Here is a 16,822-nt window from a genome sequence, read left to right on the forward strand (position 1 = left end):
CCGCAGGTGCAGGAGGCACCGCAGGTGCAGGAGGCACCGCAGGTGCAGGAGGCACCGCGGGCGCGGCCACAACTCCGACCAGGGCTGGCGTTGGCCTTCACAGAGCCAGACGGACGTGCCCTGCGCGCTGTTGCGGAGCCCGAGACCGTTGTCCACGGTCGCGGTCGAAGTGCTGCGAGATCTGCGCCTGGGAACCACCGACGTACAGCGTCGTGCTCGCCCCGAAGTACCAGTAACCGCGGTGCGGGCTGTGGACGCCGGGATGTCCTCGTTCCGGGCCGTAGAAGGCCAGCGCGGCGCCAATAGGTGTGCGCGACGACCGTGGTGCCGTTGCGCACATCGGGTGGCAGCGTCCGGTAGACGGCGCTGACCGTGTTCGCGAGTTCCGGCCAGCCGACGCTCTCCGCGTTGACCGGGTTGGTCGCACTGTTCTCGCCAGCCAGGGTCTGGACTGGCCGAATCCAGGGGAAAACGGGCAAGAATCGTGGCAGAGATCCCAGCGTCGCCACCGGATGCCGATGGAAGAAACCCAGCTCCGCCGCGCCGCGCAGGAGGCTCCCGTCCGACCAGCTACGACAGGGCGTAGCGAGGGAACGGCTTTGGCACGGGATTCACGTGCGCCTCCGCACGGAGGTCGTGTCACTTGTCAGCGACAATCCGTCCGCGGCCACGGGGACGATCTGCGGAACGACCGCGCCGTGCTCGTCGACCAGGACCGAATGCGCCTCACCCGCCTCGAAGGCGTGGCGCTCACCCCATTGACGAAGTGTGACGATCACGGGGAACAGGTCCTTGCCGGCCGCGGTGAGCGTGTAGACCCGGCGTTTGCCCGACGGGGCCTCGACCTGGGCGATCAGGCCGTGCGCGGCGAGCTTGCGGAGCCGGTCGGCGAGGATGTTGCGGGCGATCCCCGTGCGCTGCTGGAAGTCGGTGAACGAGCGGGCCCCGTCCATCGCGTCCCGGACGATCAGCAGGCTCCATCGATCCCCGATCACATCCACCGCCCGCGCGACCGGGCAGTTCGGGTCCGTCCACGCGAGGCTCTGCCCCGCCATGTCGCCGTGTGCCATCACCCCTCCAATGAGTTGCTAGATGAAACCATTCTGACCTACCCTCCGAAGAGTTTCGATTTGCAACCAATTGAGGAGGTAGCGGTGGGCCGAGGGGTGAGGCTGCTGCTGGCGGTGGTGTGCGGGGTGGCGGTCGCCGGCGTCTACGCCGGGCAGCCGGTGCTGGGGCCGATGGGGCACGACCTCGGCGTTCCCCGCGACTCGGTCGGCTGGTTCGTGGCCGTTGGGCAGCTCGGCTACCTCGCCGGGCTGGTGCTGCTGGTGCCGCTGGGCGACATGCTCGACCGCAGAGGCTTGATCGCCGCGCACCTGGGGCTGGTGGCGGTCGGCCTGGCGGTCACCGCGGCCGCACCGGTCGCCTGGGTGGCGTTCAGCGGCCTCGCCGTCGCGGGCGTGTTCGCGGTGGTGGTGCAGACCACGGTCGCCTACGCGGCCTCGATCTCCCCGCCGGAGGAGCGCGGACGCAACCTCGGCGTCGTCACCTCAGGTGTGGTGGTCGGCATCCTCGGCACCCGGGTCGTCACGGGAAGCCTGGCGGACCTGTGGGGCTGGCGCAGCAGCTACCTCGCTCTGGCGATTCTCGCTGCCGTCCTCTGCGTGCTCGGCCTCGCTGCGCTTCCGGCGGACGCCCGCACCGGCACCGAACGGTACGGGCAGGTCATCCGTTCCCTGGGCGGGCTGTTCGCCCAGCCGACGTTCCTCAGCCGCGGGCTGATCGCCTTCTTCCTCTTCGCCTCCTTCGGCACCCTCTGGAGCGGCATGGCGCTGCCCCTGGCTGGTGAGCCGTGGAACCTGAGCGAAGCGCAGATCGGGCTGTTCGGCGTCGCCGGGCTCGCCAGCGCCCTGGGCGCCGCCCGATCCGGCCGCTGGGGCGATGCCGGGCACGCCGGCCGGGTCACCGGCATCGCGCTCGCCCTCCTGCTCGGCTCCTGGCTCGCGATCGGACAGCTCGGCTGGTCGCTGCTCCTGCTGGTCATCGGCGTGATCGTGCTCGACTTCGCCGTCCAGGCCGTGCACGTCAGCAACCAGCACATCCTCACCGCCGCGCACGCCGACCGCACCAGCAGCACGATCGGCGGATACATGGTCTTCTACTCCCTCGGCTCCGCGCTCGGAGCCAGCGCGACCACCGCGCTGTTCGACGCCGCGGGCTGGACAGGCCCCACCATCCTCGGCGCGGCACTCGCGCTCTGCGCACTCGCCACTTGGGCCCTCACCGCCCGCACGACCAACCGCCGCGGACACCACGCGCACCTCGGCATGGGACAAGGATGACCGCGGCGCCGTCATAGCCGACAAGCACCCGAGCATGACTTCGAAAAGGTGGTTTCATTCGCATTTCAGCGGCCGTCCCTACGGTCGCGCACATGAATCGACTGAGAGCGACCGCCGCCACCGGTGCCGCCGTGCTGGCGCTGGTGGCGGGCGGCTCCACTGCTCACGCCGTCGCCGCACCCGAGCAGCCGCGGGGCGAGGGCGCCGCGCGGACGGTGCGGATCGGTGGCGGCTCCGGCATCGTCTTCGGCAAGGGCAAGCCCGTCCCCGCCCAGGGCGCCACCTGGTGCACGATGACGACGATCGGCCACGACAAGGCCGGTGACCTCGTCGGCCTCACCAACGCGCACTGCTTCTACGGCGACGACAACAAGCCGGTGCTCGGCGACAAGATCTACTACAACAAGGCCCCTGCCGGCACGGCGGCGCAGCCGGCCAAGACCTCCGAGACCGACCTGGAGACGGGCGTGATCGGCGAGGTCGTGCACGTCAGCGGCAGCAACCCGGTCGGAAGCCCCACCAACCCGGGGCTGGACTACTCGGTGATCAGGTTCGACAAGTCCAAGGTCGTCCCGACCGCGACCGTCGGCGGCATCACCATCGCCGGGATCGGCACCCCGCCGACGCCCGGCACCCGCATGTGCAAGCAGGGCCAGACCACCGGGCTCACCTGCGGCTTCATGGTGAGCACCAGCGGCCCCTACTTCGCACACACCATCTGGGAGGGGCCCGGCGACTCCGGCTCCCCGGTGGTCCTGGACAACAAGCTCATCGGCAACCAGTGGGCTGCCGGGCTGAGCACCTCCATGACCGCCATCCTCGCGGACATGAACAAGCGCGGAGAGGCGGGCGCCGGGTTCACCCCGGTCGCTCCCTAGCGCCGGTGCGGCGCGTCCTCGCGGACGCGCCGCCCCGTGTCCCCGTGCACGCGTGGGCCGGCTGGCGTGATCGGGATTTTCACGTTTTGTCACCTTAACGCGCAAAAGAGCGCTCCCATTTCGCATTAAGGCTACAAAACGCGAAATGAGGGGCACGCGGGTGAGGGCGCCTGGGGGTGGTGAGGTGGTGTCACCACGTGCAGGACCAGCTCACTAGTGCCGGTGCGGCGCGTCCTCACGGGCGCGCCGCACCCTTGCGAGGAGCCTGGCCCGAGCACTGCGACGGATCCCGCAGCATGCGCTCGACCAGCTGGGTCCGCGCACTGGTGGGGAGTTGGTGGTCCGGTCAGCGGCGGATGAGGCCGAGGTCGGTCGCGGTGGCGACGGCGGCGGTGCGTGAGTCGACACCGAGTTTGGTGTAGCTGCGGGCCAGGTGGGATTTCACGGTGCCTTCGGTGAGGTGGAGGCGGTCGGCGATGGCCCGGTTGGACAGGCCGCCAGCGACAAGGGTGAGGACTTCGATCTCGCGCCGGGTCAGGGCGGTGTCGGGCATGCGCATCCGGTTCACGAGCCGGTCGGCGACGGTGGGGGCCAGGGTGGTGCGCCCGGCTGCTGCGGTGCGCACGGCGGCGGCCAGGTCCTCGGGAGGAGCGTCCTTGAGGAGGTAGCCGGTGGCGCCCGCCTCGATTGCGGGCAGCGTGTCGGCGTCGGTGTCGTAGGTGGTGACGATCAGGACACGGGGTGCACCGGGGTACGCGGTGATCGCGGCGGTGGCCTCGGCTCCGGTCATGCCGGTGCCGAACCGCAGGTCCATCAGGACCACGTCGATGTCGCCTTCGGCGGCGCGGGCCACGGCGTCCTCGGCGGTCGCCGCCTCGGCGATCACGACGAGGCCGGGTTCGGTCTCCAGCACGGCGCGGAGCCCGGCCCGCACCACGGGGTGGTCGTCGGCCAGAAGGAGGCGGATGGCGGTTTCGGTCATGGGCGGGCCTCGGGCTGGGTGTCGGTGGATCGTGGCAAGGGCAGCCGGGCGGACAGGGCGGTGCCGCGGTCGGGGGCCGACTCGACGGTGAAGGTGCCCCCCAGAGCTTGGGTGCGGCTGCGCATGGCCGCCAGTCCGAAGCCGCCCTCCTCGGGGTCGGGGTCCGGCAGCCGGTCGGGGTCGAACCCGGTGCCGTCGTCGACGATGTCGAGTGCGATGTGGTCGCCGAGGTATCTCAGGGTGATCTCCGCTGTGGTGGCGTCGGCGTGGCGGACCGTGTTCGCGAGTGCGGCCTGGGCGATGCGCAGCAAGGCGACCTCGTGCGCGGTCGGCAGCGGCACCGGCTCGCCCGCGAGGTGGGAGCGCACGGTGATCCGGTGCCGGGCGCTGGTGGTGGCGCACAAGCGTTCCAGCGCGCCCGCCAGGGTGGTGTCGTCCAGGGCGGGCGGGGTGAGAGCGGCTACGAAACGGCGGGCCTCGGCGAGGTTGTCCGCGGCGGCCTGGCGGGCCTGGCCCACGTAGCGGGCGAGATTGCCCGAGGTCTCGGGCAGGGACCGTTCGGCGGCGCGCAACAGCAGCTGGATGCTGGACAGCCCCTGGGCGAGGGTGTCGTGGATCTCCCGGGCCAGGCGTTCCCGCTCGGCCAGCACCCCGGCGGTGTGCTGGGCCTCGGCCAGGTCGGCTCGGGTGGCGGTGAGCTCCTCGATCAGGCGCCGCCGTTGTTCGCTCTCCCGGTACAGGGCCTGGTACCCCCGCACCACGGCGACCGCGACGGCCGCACCGAGCGCCGGGCCGATCGCGATGGCCGGGCTGAGGACGCCCTGGTGCGCGGCGAAGGCGGTGATCGCTGCCAGCGCGGTCGCGGTCACAGCGACCAGGCCAGCTCGGCGCGGCAGCAGGTGGAGCTGGAGGAAGTACAGCGGGAACGCGACCCACACCCCGTCGGCGGTCAGCACCATCAGGACCAGCCACACGGCGCTCACCGCGGCCAACCACCCCGCGGCGACCTTCCGGGACGTGCGGACGCGAGGCAGGAGCGGTCCGGCCGCGTACACCAGGCCGCACAGCGCCGCCGCCGCGACGACCGCTCCGGCCTGGGGCAGACCGTCGGCAACGGCCCGTGCCGCCGCCAGGACGAGCAGGGCGATGAGCAGCAGGTGCAGGCACCAGGTCAGCACCCGGCTGGTCGGGGTCAGGGCAGGAGCGGCGGTGTCCACAGTGCGTCCAGGCTACGGAGCCTGCCGCGCGATCACCTCTATCGAAAGGTGGAACCGGCGTGCCGCCTTCCGGCCCGCGAAGTGCCATCCCCGGTCAGATGCCCCACCAGGGGTCCGGCGGCGACCGTGGGGACGTACCCAGTCCCCCGCCGGAAAGGACAGGCCGAAGCCGTGTTCGTCGCCTGGAGAGACCTGAAGTTCGCCAAAGGGCGCTTCGCCCTGATGGGAACCGTCATCGTGTTGATCACCCTGCTGGTCGGCCTGCTGTCCGGGCTGACCGCCGGACTGGGCAGGCAGAACATCTCCGCCATCACCGGCCTGCCCGCCGACAAGATCGCCTTCGCCGCACCCAGCGGCGATCAGGACCTCTCGTACGCCAACTCCACCGTCACCGAGGACCAGTGGCGGCGGTGGGCCGCGGCCCCCGGCGTCACCAGCGCCGAGCCACTGGGCATCACCACCACCAGGGCCACCGCAGGCACCAGGAGCTCCGGGGTCTCCGCCTTCGGGGTCCAGCCCGGATCCGCCCTCGCCCCGGACAGCGGCAAGCTCACCGAGCAGTCCGCGGTGCTGTCCACCGCGGCCGCCGACGACCTGGGGGTCCATGCCGGTGACACCGTCACCCTGGCCGGGCAGCGGCTGACCGTGGCCGCTGTGGCGGGCGACGCCTTCTTCAGCCACACCCCGGTCGTCTGGACCAGCCTCGAATTCTGGCGCGGGACCGCACCCCCCACCAGCGACGGCGACGGCCCGATCGCGACCGTGATCGCACTGACCACCACCTCCGGCGCCGACATCGCGGCCACCGACCACACCATCGGCACCGCGACGGTCACCAAGGACGACTCGCTGTCCGCGATCGGCTCCTACACCTCAGAAAACGGCTCCCTGCAACTGATGCGCGGCTTCCTGTTCGCCATCTCCGCACTGGTCATCGGCGCCTTCTTCACGGTCTGGACCATCCAGCGCAGCGGCGACATCGCCGTGCTCAAGGCCCTGGGCGCCACCACGACCGGCCTGCTGAAGGACGCACTGGGCCAGGCCGTCGTCCTGCTCGCGGGAGGCACCCTCATCGGCACCGGCCTCGCCGCCGGTCTCGGCGCCGCCATCGCGGGCTCCGCCGTGCCCTTCGTCCTCACGCCCGCCACCGTTCTCGTCCCGGCCGCCGTGATGATCCTGCTCGGCGCGCTGGGAGCCGCGCTGTCCATCCGCCGCATCACCTCCGTCGACCCGCTGACCGCCCTGGGGAGCGCCCGATGAGCCTGACCCTGACCGACATCACCCTCACCTACCCCGACGGCGACTCCCGCCTGACCGCACTCGACCGGGTCACCCTGGACGTCCCCCGGGGAAGCCTGACCGCCGTGGTCGGCCCCTCCGGCTCCGGCAAATCCAGCCTGCTGGCCGTCGCGGCCACCCTGACCACCCCCGACACCGGGACCGTCACCATCGACGGCACCACGACCACCGGCATGCCCCGCGGCGAGCTCACCGACCTGCGCCGCCGCAAGATCGGCATCGTCTTCCAGCAGCCCAACCTGCTGCCCGCCCTCACCGCCGCCGAACAGCTCCAGGTCATGGCGCAGATCGACGGCCGCTCTCCGGTCAAGGCTCGCGACCGGGCGTTGGACCTGCTCGACGCCGTCGGCCTCGCACCTCAGGCGGGGCGCCGCCCGCACCAGCTCTCCGGCGGCCAGCGCCAGCGCGTCAACATCGCCCGCGCCTTGATGAACAACCCCACCGTCCTGTTGATCGACGAACCCACCAGCGCGCTCGACCACGAGCGCGGGGCGGCCGTCATCGACCTCATCACCCGCCTCACCCACCAGCAGGCCACCGCCACCGTCCTGGTCACCCACGATCGCACCCACCTCACCGCCGTCGACCAGGTCGCCGAAGTCCACGACGGACGCCTCCACCTCCCCCAGCCAGCCCGCTGAGCTCGCCTTGCGGGCAACATCAGCGAAGCGGAGAGCGAGCGACCCGCCGACCGGCGGGTCGCTCGGACCTCCGTGCCCGCTCAGCTGGTGTGCAGGACCCGGAAGCGACCGGGCTCCGCCGGATCTCGGTCAGCGACGTGGATCGGCGCCCAATCCCATTGCCACACGCTGATGCCTGGCGTGCGGGAGAACTGGATCCGCCCGCGGGTGCCCTCGACTGCAACGCGCGGCCAGGACTCGGCGATGCGCGCCGGGTCCGCGCCGGAAGAACGCAGCACTTCGGCGAGGACGGCGACCGTGTCGTAGCCCTCGAAGGCGACGAAGGAAGGCGATTCGGCCAGCCGCTCGCGGAGGGCCGTCTCGACTCGTGCACCGAGTGGGCTGAGGCGCTCGGGCAGGTAGCGCAAGAACGGGATCGCGGCGCTGTCCTCGCCCAGCGACCTCGCCCATTCGGCGAACTCCGGTTGCCCGGCCGGAGCACCGATCATGATCTCGGCGAGGCGCTGGTCGCGGCGGACGGACTTGACGATCGACACCGCCGGCTCCGGGTGGCCGACCAGAAGAAGGAGGGCTGTCGCGCGATTGCCGACGAGTTCGTCGCACACGGCGGCGGGGGTGAGCGCGCGCATGTCGAGCTCGATGACGGTGCCGCCGCGTGGGGCGAGGTGGTCCCGCAGAACGCGGGCACCAGATGCCCAGTAGACACTCGGCTCGGCCGCTACGGCGATTCGACTGTGGCCCGCGCCGAGGAGGAAGTCCGCGTAGATCGGCCAGCCGTGGGACTGCGCGGGGGCGAGGCGCGCGACCCATTCCGTTGGCTGTTCGGTGAGCGCGTCGAGAACCGCTGACGAGCAGAGGAACGGCAGGCCGATGGCGTCGGCCCTGGCGGCAGCGGCGCGAGCGACGACGCTGTGGTACTCCCCTGCCAAGGCGGCAACGCCCATGCGGGCCAGTTCGTCTACGGCGGCAGCGGCCTTCCGCGGATCAGCCGCGGTGTCTCGGACCACCAGCTCAAGTGGTCTTCCGGCGATCCCGCCGGCGTCGTTGACTTCGCGAACAGCCAGCTCCAGTCCAGCGAGCAGGTGTTGGCCTGCCCCGACCCAGCCAGGCCGGGTCAGCGGAACGAGAGCGCCGATCCGGACGGGTGCCCCGTCGGTCCACTCCGCTCCAGGTGGCGATGGTGGCGTACTCATGCGTTGGCGTCTCCCGTGTGACGATGCGGCTGCGGCTCGCCCGGATGGCGGAGTGCCAAGGCACGGTAGTACGCGTTCATCTCATCTCGCCGGGGCGGGCGCACCTGGTGACCACGCCGGGCCTTGGGTCGCGCCCCCCTCGTTTCGCGTTTTGTAGGCTTAATGCGAAATGAGAGCGCTCTTTCGCGCATCAAGGTGACAAAACGCGAAAACCCCGACCACGCCAGCCGACCCACGCGTGCACGGGGGCGGAGGCGGGGACGGCGCCACCTCGGGACATCGGGACGACTTGCAGGACAGGCTAGATGGTCACCTTCCCGTCGCAGCGGGGGTCCGAAGCCCACTTCTTGTCGAAAATGAAGCCGAAGCGGTAGGTGAGCTTCTTTTCGAAATCGCCCTTGCCCAGCTGCCTGCCGGTCAGCATGTGCCACTCACCATCTTGCTCCCCGAGCTCCACGGAGGAGTTCCAGTTCCCCTCCCGGACCTTCACATTCGCCTCGCCTCGACCGTTGCCGGGGGTGATGCGGTACGTGAAGTAGACCTGAACCAGATTCCCGCTGGCGGGCCGGACGATGAGGAACTTCTCCGCCATGAGTTCGCCCCGGAAACCGTCCTTCGAGCATGACGCCACAGCGACCTCCCGCCTGTTGGGGCCGGCGTGCGCGGTACCGGTGGTGGCGACCAGGGTGGTCGACAAGAGGGTGGCCAGCCCCAGCGCGGCCGCACGATGCGCGATAGTCACGACGGTTCTCCCGATGACAGCCCAGCGTGATGGGATTCGGTGCCGGGCGGGTGCTGCCAAGCTAGCGAGAGCGACTGGCGTTTCACTGACAACGCCACCGGAGATCGGGATACGGAAAGCCCAGTTCAGACGGATGACACCGGGCCGACTACTGATCAGCTACGGGCCGCAGGGCCGGGCATCCGACCGCCTGGTCTCCGGTGACGCGGTCCAGCTGATCGGGGAGCACGGCAAGCCGGGCCTCCGGGAGGCGGGCACCGGAGCGCGACGCACGTCATGTCCGGCGACACCACCCAGCCAGGCGTGCCCGGCGAACTCTCCTTCCGCATGGGGAAAACCGGGGAAAGCAGGTTGTGTTTCAGTGGGATTTCACTGCCGCCACTTACGGTGCGCGAACGGGTTCCACAAGGGGGACGGTGCGGTTCTGAAATTGGAACAGAATTCGCATCCTCCGGTCAAGGAATCCGAGCAAGAATCGCATCGACACGTGGAGTGAGTATGCAGGCAAGATCCCGGGTGGCGTTGCCGCTCGCCGTGGTCGCCGCGACCATGGGCCTGGTGGCCCCGGCGGCGAGCGCCGCTCCGGCCCCCGCCCGCGAAGCCGCGGCGCGTCAGTGCGGCGGCTACCACCACGACGAGACCTGGGCGTACTACACGCACTGCGGCCCGACCCCTGTCAACATCCATATCGACATAGCGTGGGGCCCCGACGAGACCAGGTGCGTCAAGAGGAACTCGACGACCAATATCGGCCTCTGGCCGCGCGCCCGGAATGCCTGGTACATCGGGCTCTGCTGAGCGGCGCCCGCGCGGGATGCGATGTGCTTCCGCCTGGTGGTCGCCGAGCAAGCGCAAAGTGTTGCTCTGCTGATTTCCTTTCAAGGGGAATCCGCGCAAAGGATGCATTGATGCGAGGAGTGAGTATGCGCGCAAGATCTCGGGTGGCCCTGTCGCTCGCGGTGGTCGCCGCGACGACGGGACTGGCGACCCCGGCTGCGAGCGCCGGTGGCGACGTGGCCGTGGCCGCCACGTGCGGCTTCTACAAAACCGTCGACGCGCAGTACTACAACCACTGCGGCCCGACCAACGTCCGGATCCACGTCGACATAGTGTTCGCTTCCGACGGAGTCTGGTGCGTCGCACCGGGGGTCACTCGTCTCGGCCCCAAGCCGACGGTCCGGGATGCCTGGTACGTCGGGCTGTGCTGAGAGCTCGGGTTGCAAGCGCGGTCGGCGACCATCTCGCCGACCGCGTTGTTCCTCGTTCCACAGCGGTTCCCGCGCGCTGCCCTCGCCGTACCTGCCGCCAAGACCGGAATGTTCGCCGGGATCGCGCACGCTTCGCCTCATCCGCGAGGAGGGCATCAAGCCAACGGACTTCGGCCCGCTGCTCGCTGACTGGATCAGCGCCGTGTCTCTGAACGCGGATTACCGTGGCCTGCCGAACAGTTCATAAGCCGGCTCAAGGGTGATCTGGCCGCAGAACAGGTCCACGTACCTGTCCGTGTAGTACGGCAAGTCTTTTTGGCATTCCTTCAGGCCTTGCGGCCCCGTGTACGGCCCGGCGACGTTCACGCACCCCTCACTGGGCCAGCACTGGCTCTCCGCGTTGGCATCAGCCGCCGTGCCAACCATCGCGCCGACCGCGATCATGGCAAGGATGGCCGGCAGAAGGACTCCTGGGGCAGTTCTATATGACCGAGTACGGAACATGCTGCCTGTGGCCTCTCGTCAGTAGTCCGATGTTTCCCTTGCACTGCAACCACACCTCGCACCAGCTCACCGCTGTGCCCAGAACCGGCAGTGGTGTTCGGTGGCGACGTCGGCCGGCTTCGACCTGCCCGGCTCCAGCCGCAGCGAATGGTTGCCGTCGAACCGAGGCCAGTCGGTCGTGCCGTCGGTGAACACGGGCTTTCCGGTTGCGGCGAACGTGATCCAGGCGTTGATCATCCGGGAGGACAGCTGGCGCTGCGCGACGGTGAGCTGTCCGAACGAATCCCCCATGTCGAACAGGTAGAGCAACTCCGAGCCGTGGTAGGCGCCGAGATCGGCTCCGGAAGGGCTGTCCTGCGAGCCCGGCGGATGCGGGTCGGCGAACTGGTACGTGTAGGTGGGGGTGTGGGCGCCCAGCATCTTCGCCTCTTCCAACGCCGGACACGTGGCCGCGAAGTCACCGCCGACCGCGGCGAAGGCCCGCTTCGCCGATCCCCCGAAACGGGTGATCGGGTACTCGGCGGCGACTCTGTCGGCCCTCGCGGCACCGAACGCTTTCGTCAGCTGCTGGCGATAGGCTCTTTCGTCCCCCAGCTCGAAGAGTTCGGTGAACATGGTGTGCTCGTCCCGCGTGGTGCCTTCGAGCACGGGAACCTTGGTGTTACGTCCTGCCCGGAAGGCGTCCCACGGCATGGTGGGGATGAGCGGGGTGTTGTAGGCGGGCGAGTGGAACGGGCCGTTGAGCGCAAGAAGGTCCTCGGCAGGGACGTCGCGCAGGCAGCCGAGCGACGAAGGGTCCGGGCAGTTCGGGCGTGTGGCCAGCGAACTCCCGGCTTCGCGGCCCCGCTGTTGCAGCACCGTGCGCTCGATCCACAGCTTGGACGAGGCGTCACCGGGCGCGAACAGCTCCCCCGGCCAGTCCGGTTTGCACGGTCCACTGTGGATGGCCGCCCGCTGGAACAGCCCTGCCGCGGCGGGTGATGCCAGGTGGCCGCACACGCTGATGCCGCCCGAGGACTGACCCGCGAGCAGGACACGGGAGCGGTCACCGCCGAAGGCCGCCGCGTTCGCCTGGACCCAGCGCATCGCGGCCTGCTGGTCGGCGAGACCGTAGGTTCCCGAGTCCGGGAGGTCGGGATGGCCGAAGAAACCGAACACCCCGAGCCGGGAGTTGACGGTGACGACCACGGCACCCGCGGCGGCCATCCTGGCCGGGTTGTAGTCGGCTCCGGAACCGCTGCTGTATCCGCCGCCGTGCAGCCAGACGACCACCGGCAGCGGTGCGTCGGCACTGACGGGCGCGGTCACGTTCAGGTACAGGCAGTCTTCCGAGGACCCCGGGGACTGCGCTCCGTTGTCGCCGGCTTGGGTGCAGGACGACCCGGGGCTCTTGGCCGGGCGGACGCCTTCCCAGTGCGGCACCGGCTGGGGCAGCTGCCAGCGCAACTGACCGATGGGCGGTTGCGCGTAGGGAATGCCGTCGAAGCGGCGGACGTCTCCGGTGATGACCCCGCCGACCGCGCCGTGGTCGGTCGCCACGACCGCTGGGTCGGGCGTGGACGCCACCGCAGGAGCACAGGCCGAGACCACGGCCACAGCGGTGACGACGACCGCCGCCCACGTCCCCGGTCGGGCACGCATTGATGTTGCACGCATGCGCACATGCTTCGCGGCCCCGTGGGATCGCCGCAGCGTCCAGAGGAAGGCAGTCGCCGTGACTTTGGTTGATCTTCTCCTGGCCGGAAGGAGTCCAGGGCCGCGGTCGGCACGGACGAGTGGTGGTGATCAGCCGCCTGCCCGCCTCGAAGCGCGCGGTGATCGAATGCGGGGGTGACGGTTCCCTGGCGGTGGTTGCCCGGTTCCCTGCGGGAGGATGTCGATCCCGATCCCGTTGGCAGGCCGGTCCGGTCGGCCCGCGATGTCGTCGTCGACGTCATCGGGATGCTGATCGCCGCCGTGGTCGGCCTGTTCAGCTCCTGGTCGCTGCTTCGCATGGGAGTCACGCCTGCGGAGACGGCCGATCTGGCGCTGGGAGCGCTGGGCTGCGCCGCTCTGCTGGTCCGGCGCAGGTGGCCGATAGCGCTGGCCCTCGCACTGGTGGGGTTGTCGGCGGTGTCCCCCGCGGTGGGCGGCGCGGCCGCGGTGGCGACCTTCTCGGCGGCGCTGCACTGCCGGTGGCGGGCCGTTGCGCTGGTGGCCGCGCTGGGAGTCGTGACCTCTGTGTCGGTGGCCATCACGCGACCGTCGCCGGACGTGCCGTTCTGGGCCAGCGTGACCATCAGCGTGCTGACCACCGCCGTCGTCGCGGGGGTGGGTAGGCTGGTGCGCGCCCGGCGGCAGCTGCTGGTCTCGCTCGCGGAACGAGCCCGGCTGGCGGAGGGAGAACACGCCGCCCGGCTCGCGGAAGCACGGCAACTGGAACGCACGAGATTGGCTCGCGAGATGCACGACGTCCTGGCCCACAGGATGTCGTTGCTGAGCGTGCACGCGGGAGCACTTGAGTTCAACCCCGGTGCGTCCGAAGCCGAGATCTCGCGCGCGGCGGGCGTCATCCGCAGCGGAGCGCACCAGATGCTGGTCGACCTGCGAGAGGTCATCGGCCTGCTCCGCGAGGGTCCGGCCGAGGACACCGAGCTCGCGCGAGCGACGCTGGAGCGCGTGGAGGACCTCGTGACCGAAGCGCGGCAGGCGGGTATGGCGGTCACCCTGGAGATGCCGGACGGCAAGGCCTTGACCTCCGTTTCCGAACTGGTCGGCCGCACCGCGTACCGCATCGTCCAAGAAGGACTCACCAACGCCCGCAAACACGCCCCCGGCCGGCCCGTCACCGTGACCATCACCGGGTCGGCCGGATCGGGTTTGCGGGTGGCCGTCCGGCAACCGCTTCCCCTCTCCCCCGGTGCCGAGCCGTCGATTCCCGGATCCGGCACGGGGCTGATGGGACTCGCCGAACGGGCCACCCTCGCGGGCGGCGAGCTGCGGCACGGCCCGGCAGGCGGCGACTACCTGCTGCGGGCTCGGCTGCCCTGGGGGGCATGAGTGGAACCCGTGCACGTCTTGCTGATCGACGACGAATGGCTGGTCCGCGCCGGTCTGACCACCATGTTGTCCGGCGCCGAGGGCATCACCGTCGTGGGTGAGGCGGGCGATGGCGCGGGGGTCGTCGAACTGGTCAGATCCACCCGGCCCGACGTCGTGCTGATGGACCTCCGCATGCCCGGCACCGACGGGATCACCGCGACCGCCCAACTGAGGGACCTGCCACCCGCGGTGCTGGTGCTCACCACGTTCGACACCGACGAGCTCGTCCGCCGGGCACTTCGGGCGGGAGCCGACGGGTTCCTCCTCAAGGACACTCCCCCCGCCGACCTGGTCGCGGCGATCCGGAGGGCGGCGCGCGGCGAACCCACGTTCTCCCCGGGCATCCTCCGCAAGCTCATGGCTCAGATCGCCGATGGCGACGAGGGCCGGCGGGCCAGGGCACGTTCAGCGCTCGCGACGTTGACCCAGAGCGAACGACGAGTCGCCGAGGCGGTCGGCGAAGGGCTGTCGAACGCCGAAATCGCCGCGTCCCAGTTCATGAGCGTCACGACGATCAAGTCCTACGTGTCGCGGGTCCTGGTCAAGCTCGAAGTCGCCAACCGGGTCCAGATCGCCCTGCTCGTGCACGACGCGAAATAGCCGCGCTGCCGGACGCGCCGAGCACACCCCCGGTGCCACCGGCGCGGTCAGCCCTACCTCGACCCGATCTCGATGAGACCACCTCGCTGAAATACGAGAGATTCTTCCTACTCGGCTAACGAACCGTTGCGAATAGCGCTCACTTTCAAGTAGGCGCCAAGAAAAGCCCGACCAAAGGCCTTGACACTCCTCTTTTTGTCATGCCAGGCTTTCGGCCCATGAAAAAGCGCGCACGAAGCGTGGCAATCACCACGCTCGCCTTGACCACGCTCCTCGCGAGCAATCCCCTCACCACCGCGAATGCGCACACCGATGACGCACTCGACACGAGCGGCCGGGCAGTCCAGAGCCAGATGGGGTGCACGGCGGGACCCTACGTGGGAGTTGTTCGCGCAACCCGAGGCGGGGGTAGGACTCATTTTTCTTTCGCGCTCAGAAGTGGCATAGCGTCACGCACCAAGGCGGTCGTCTGGCATGGAAGCTGGAGAGCTTCCCTGAGCTCCGGGAAGCCCGGTCCGGACGGTTATTCTTATATGGGTTCGAATAATTCCGGCAAACGACTGACTTACTGGTTCGCTTTTGAGTACGAAAAGGGGAGCGGCGGTGGATGGGAGCGCTGCAACGGCAGCAAGCTGATCAGCTGAGAAGATCGATCCCTTTTCGACCTGAGTTGAGCGGGCCGCTGGTCATGGTGCCACTGTTGGCGTCCGCATGGGGCGCGCGAGGAGATCCGCGCAGCGCCTGCACGTCAACGCCCTGCTACGGCGTCGGGTATCGCGCTCGTGGCGTTCAGCCCGCGGGACCCGATCGAGGTACTGGCCTGTCCCGCACGTGGTAACACCACCTCACCACCTCACCACCCCCTGGCGCCCTCATCCCCACGCCTCCCATTTCGCGTTTTGTAGGCTTAATGCGAAATGAGAGCGCTCTTTCGCGCATTAAGCCTACAAAACGCGAAAACCCCGACCACGCCAGCCAGCCCACGCGTGCACGAGGGCACGCGCGCACGGGGGCACGAGGGCACGAGGGCGGCGTGCCAGTTCGGGGCATCGGGGCACGAGGGCACGGGGGCACGAGGGCACGGGGGCACGCGCGCACGAGGGCACGGGGGCACGAGGGCACGAGGGCACGAGGGCACGGGGGCACGGGGGCACGGGGATACGAGGACATGGGGACACGGGGGCATGGGGGCGGCGTGCCAGTTCGGGGCATCGGGACGGCTTGCAGGACAGGCGCTGGACGTGGCGGCCAATCGTTGTGGACATCCGTGCTCGCGGAACCGGCGTGCGCCCGTGTCGGCCGCCTAGCATGACGCCATGCCACGGACCGACACAGGATCTCGGGTGATTGCCGCCTCGCCGGATCGCGTGTACGCCGCTCTCGTCGACGCGGACGCGCTCAAGGCCTGGCTGCCACCCGACGGGATGACCGGCCGGTTCGACCGGTTCGACGCACGCCCAGGAGGGTCGTACCGGCTGGTCCTGACCTACGCGGACGCGTCGAGCTCACCGGGCAAGGCCACGCCCGACTCCGACGTTGTCGAAGCACGATTCGTCGACATCGTCCCCGGCGTACGCGTGGTGCAGGCGGTCGAGTTCGTCTCCGACGACCCCTCCTACGCCGGCACGATGACCATGACCTGGGAGGTCACCGCCGTCGACACCGGTACGCGTGTGGAGATCCGCGCTGACGACGTCCCCGACGGCATCTCCGCCGAGGATCACGCCGCTGGGCTGGCCTCCTCGTTGTCGAACCTCGCCGCATACCTCACGAGAGGCGCCGAGGACTCCTAGGTCCCGATCGAACGCTCGCTCATGCCGCAGGCCACGCGTCCAGCCGACCGCCTGCCCCAAGCCCTCTACGCGTTTGCCGGGTGCGAGCACGCAGGGCGTCCGCGCCGTCGTACACCCACCTGTTCCGTGGCCCTTGACCGTGGCTGGGCCGCGCGTGTGTCCTCTGTGGACCAAGCGGGGTAACCGGTTGGTTACCGCTGGTCAGCGGTGTCCATATTGGCCTGTCGACTTGACGCCTCCAGTCGGGCGTGGGTTTACTGACACCAGTCAATTCGAACACCAGTTCGAGCCAGCTGCCGACCTTCCCCGCGGCGGGTGTGCTCGCGAACGCGCGCGCCC

The 16,822-nt window shown here is 69.7% G+C and carries 17 protein-coding genes; 9 read left to right on the forward strand and 8 right to left on the reverse strand.

What is annotated here, in order from left to right; genetic code table 11:
* Positions 1–97: 97 nt before the first annotated feature.
* Together ACFFQA_RS27825 and ACFFQA_RS27830 are read right to left on the reverse strand one after the other, a co-directional pair.
* A complete protein-coding gene (locus ACFFQA_RS27825) occupies positions 98–340 on the reverse strand; it encodes a hypothetical protein (protein ID WP_377858517.1) in 243 nt (80 codons plus the stop codon).
* A gap of 271 nt (positions 341–611) precedes the next feature.
* On the reverse strand, positions 612–1,070 hold the full coding sequence (locus ACFFQA_RS27830; RefSeq protein WP_377858520.1) for a winged helix-turn-helix transcriptional regulator: 459 nt from the start codon (positions 1,068–1,070) through the stop codon (positions 612–614).
* Between the two features lie 84 nt (positions 1,071–1,154).
* Here ACFFQA_RS27830 and ACFFQA_RS27835 point away from each other — a divergent pair, with 84 nt between their 5' ends.
* Positions 1,155–2,345 (forward strand): MFS transporter, encoded by a 1,191-nt coding sequence (locus ACFFQA_RS27835; protein ID WP_377858523.1) that lies wholly within the window; start codon positions 1,155–1,157, stop codon positions 2,343–2,345.
* A 92-nt stretch (positions 2,346–2,437) separates the two neighbouring features.
* A complete protein-coding gene (locus ACFFQA_RS27840) occupies positions 2,438–3,223 on the forward strand; it encodes a trypsin-like peptidase domain-containing protein (RefSeq protein WP_377858524.1) in 786 nt (261 codons plus the stop codon).
* A gap of 346 nt (positions 3,224–3,569) precedes the next feature.
* Here ACFFQA_RS27840 and ACFFQA_RS27845 read toward each other — a convergent pair whose 3' ends face one another.
* Entirely contained in the window at positions 3,570–4,205 is a 636-nt protein-coding gene (locus ACFFQA_RS27845; RefSeq protein ID WP_377858527.1) for a response regulator, read from the reverse strand.
* Positions 4,202–5,422 carry a sensor histidine kinase gene (locus ACFFQA_RS27850; RefSeq protein ID WP_377858530.1) on the reverse strand — a complete coding sequence of 407 codons (1,221 nt, stop codon included), beginning with the start codon at positions 5,420–5,422 and terminating at the stop codon, positions 4,202–4,204. The genes ACFFQA_RS27845 and ACFFQA_RS27850 overlap by 4 nt, the downstream gene beginning before the upstream one ends.
* A 171-nt stretch (positions 5,423–5,593) precedes the next feature.
* Here ACFFQA_RS27850 and ACFFQA_RS27855 point away from each other — a divergent pair, with 171 nt between their 5' ends.
* Complete coding sequence (locus tag ACFFQA_RS27855) at positions 5,594–6,682, forward strand: ABC transporter permease (RefSeq protein ID WP_377858533.1); 1,089 nt, start codon at positions 5,594–5,596, stop codon at positions 6,680–6,682.
* The gene (locus tag ACFFQA_RS27860) at positions 6,679–7,362 is read left to right on the forward strand and encodes an ABC transporter ATP-binding protein (protein WP_377858536.1); all 684 of its coding nucleotides are present in this window, start codon (positions 6,679–6,681) and stop codon (positions 7,360–7,362) included. Before ACFFQA_RS27855 ends, ACFFQA_RS27860 begins: the two co-directional genes overlap by 4 nt.
* A gap of 80 nt (positions 7,363–7,442) precedes the next feature.
* On the opposite strand, the gene ACFFQA_RS27865 is transcribed toward ACFFQA_RS27860, so the two are convergent.
* Together ACFFQA_RS27865 and ACFFQA_RS27870 are read right to left on the reverse strand one after the other, a co-directional pair.
* Complete coding sequence (locus ACFFQA_RS27865; protein WP_377858539.1) at positions 7,443–8,555, reverse strand: ABC transporter substrate-binding protein; 1,113 nt, start codon at positions 8,553–8,555, stop codon at positions 7,443–7,445.
* Between the two features lie 301 nt (positions 8,556–8,856).
* The gene (locus ACFFQA_RS27870; protein ID WP_377858542.1) at positions 8,857–9,297 is read right to left on the reverse strand and encodes a hypothetical protein; all 441 of its coding nucleotides are present in this window, start codon (positions 9,295–9,297) and stop codon (positions 8,857–8,859) included.
* A gap of 498 nt (positions 9,298–9,795) precedes the next feature.
* Here ACFFQA_RS27870 and ACFFQA_RS27875 point away from each other — a divergent pair, with 498 nt between their 5' ends.
* Together ACFFQA_RS27875 and ACFFQA_RS27880 are read left to right on the forward strand one after the other, a co-directional pair.
* The gene (locus ACFFQA_RS27875; protein ID WP_377858544.1) at positions 9,796–10,095 is read left to right on the forward strand and encodes a DUF6355 family natural product biosynthesis protein; all 300 of its coding nucleotides are present in this window, start codon (positions 9,796–9,798) and stop codon (positions 10,093–10,095) included.
* Positions 10,096–10,220: 125 nt separating this feature from the next.
* On the forward strand, positions 10,221–10,505 hold the full coding sequence (locus tag ACFFQA_RS27880; protein ID WP_377858547.1) for a DUF6355 family natural product biosynthesis protein: 285 nt from the start codon (positions 10,221–10,223) through the stop codon (positions 10,503–10,505).
* Positions 10,506–10,724: 219 nt separating this feature from the next.
* Here ACFFQA_RS27880 and ACFFQA_RS27885 read toward each other — a convergent pair whose 3' ends face one another.
* Both ACFFQA_RS27885 and ACFFQA_RS27890 read right to left on the reverse strand, forming a co-directional pair.
* The gene (locus ACFFQA_RS27885) at positions 10,725–10,949 is read right to left on the reverse strand and encodes a hypothetical protein (RefSeq protein ID WP_377858549.1); all 225 of its coding nucleotides are present in this window, start codon (positions 10,947–10,949) and stop codon (positions 10,725–10,727) included.
* 126 nt (positions 10,950–11,075) lie between these two features.
* Complete coding sequence (locus tag ACFFQA_RS27890) at positions 11,076–12,665, reverse strand: carboxylesterase/lipase family protein (RefSeq protein ID WP_377858552.1); 1,590 nt, start codon at positions 12,663–12,665, stop codon at positions 11,076–11,078.
* Positions 12,666–12,839: 174 nt separating this feature from the next.
* Here ACFFQA_RS27890 and ACFFQA_RS27895 point away from each other — a divergent pair, with 174 nt between their 5' ends.
* The 3 genes from ACFFQA_RS27895 to ACFFQA_RS27905 all read left to right on the forward strand — a co-directional run bounded on the left by ACFFQA_RS27895 (position 12,840) and on the right by ACFFQA_RS27905 (position 16,483).
* Positions 12,840–14,048, forward strand: coding sequence for a sensor histidine kinase (locus ACFFQA_RS27895; RefSeq protein WP_377858555.1), 1,209 nt, complete (start codon positions 12,840–12,842; stop codon positions 14,046–14,048).
* Between the two features lie 9 nt (positions 14,049–14,057).
* A complete protein-coding gene (locus ACFFQA_RS27900; protein ID WP_377858558.1) occupies positions 14,058–14,690 on the forward strand; it encodes a response regulator transcription factor in 633 nt (210 codons plus the stop codon).
* Positions 14,691–16,006: 1,316 nt separating this feature from the next.
* Entirely contained in the window at positions 16,007–16,483 is a 477-nt protein-coding gene (locus ACFFQA_RS27905) for an SRPBCC family protein (protein ID WP_377858561.1), read from the forward strand.
* Positions 16,484–16,822 lie beyond the last annotated feature (339 nt).

It is taken from the genome of Allokutzneria oryzae (genome assembly GCF_042429765.1).
GTDB classification, from domain to species: Bacteria; Actinomycetota; Actinomycetes; order Mycobacteriales; family Pseudonocardiaceae; genus Allokutzneria; species Allokutzneria oryzae.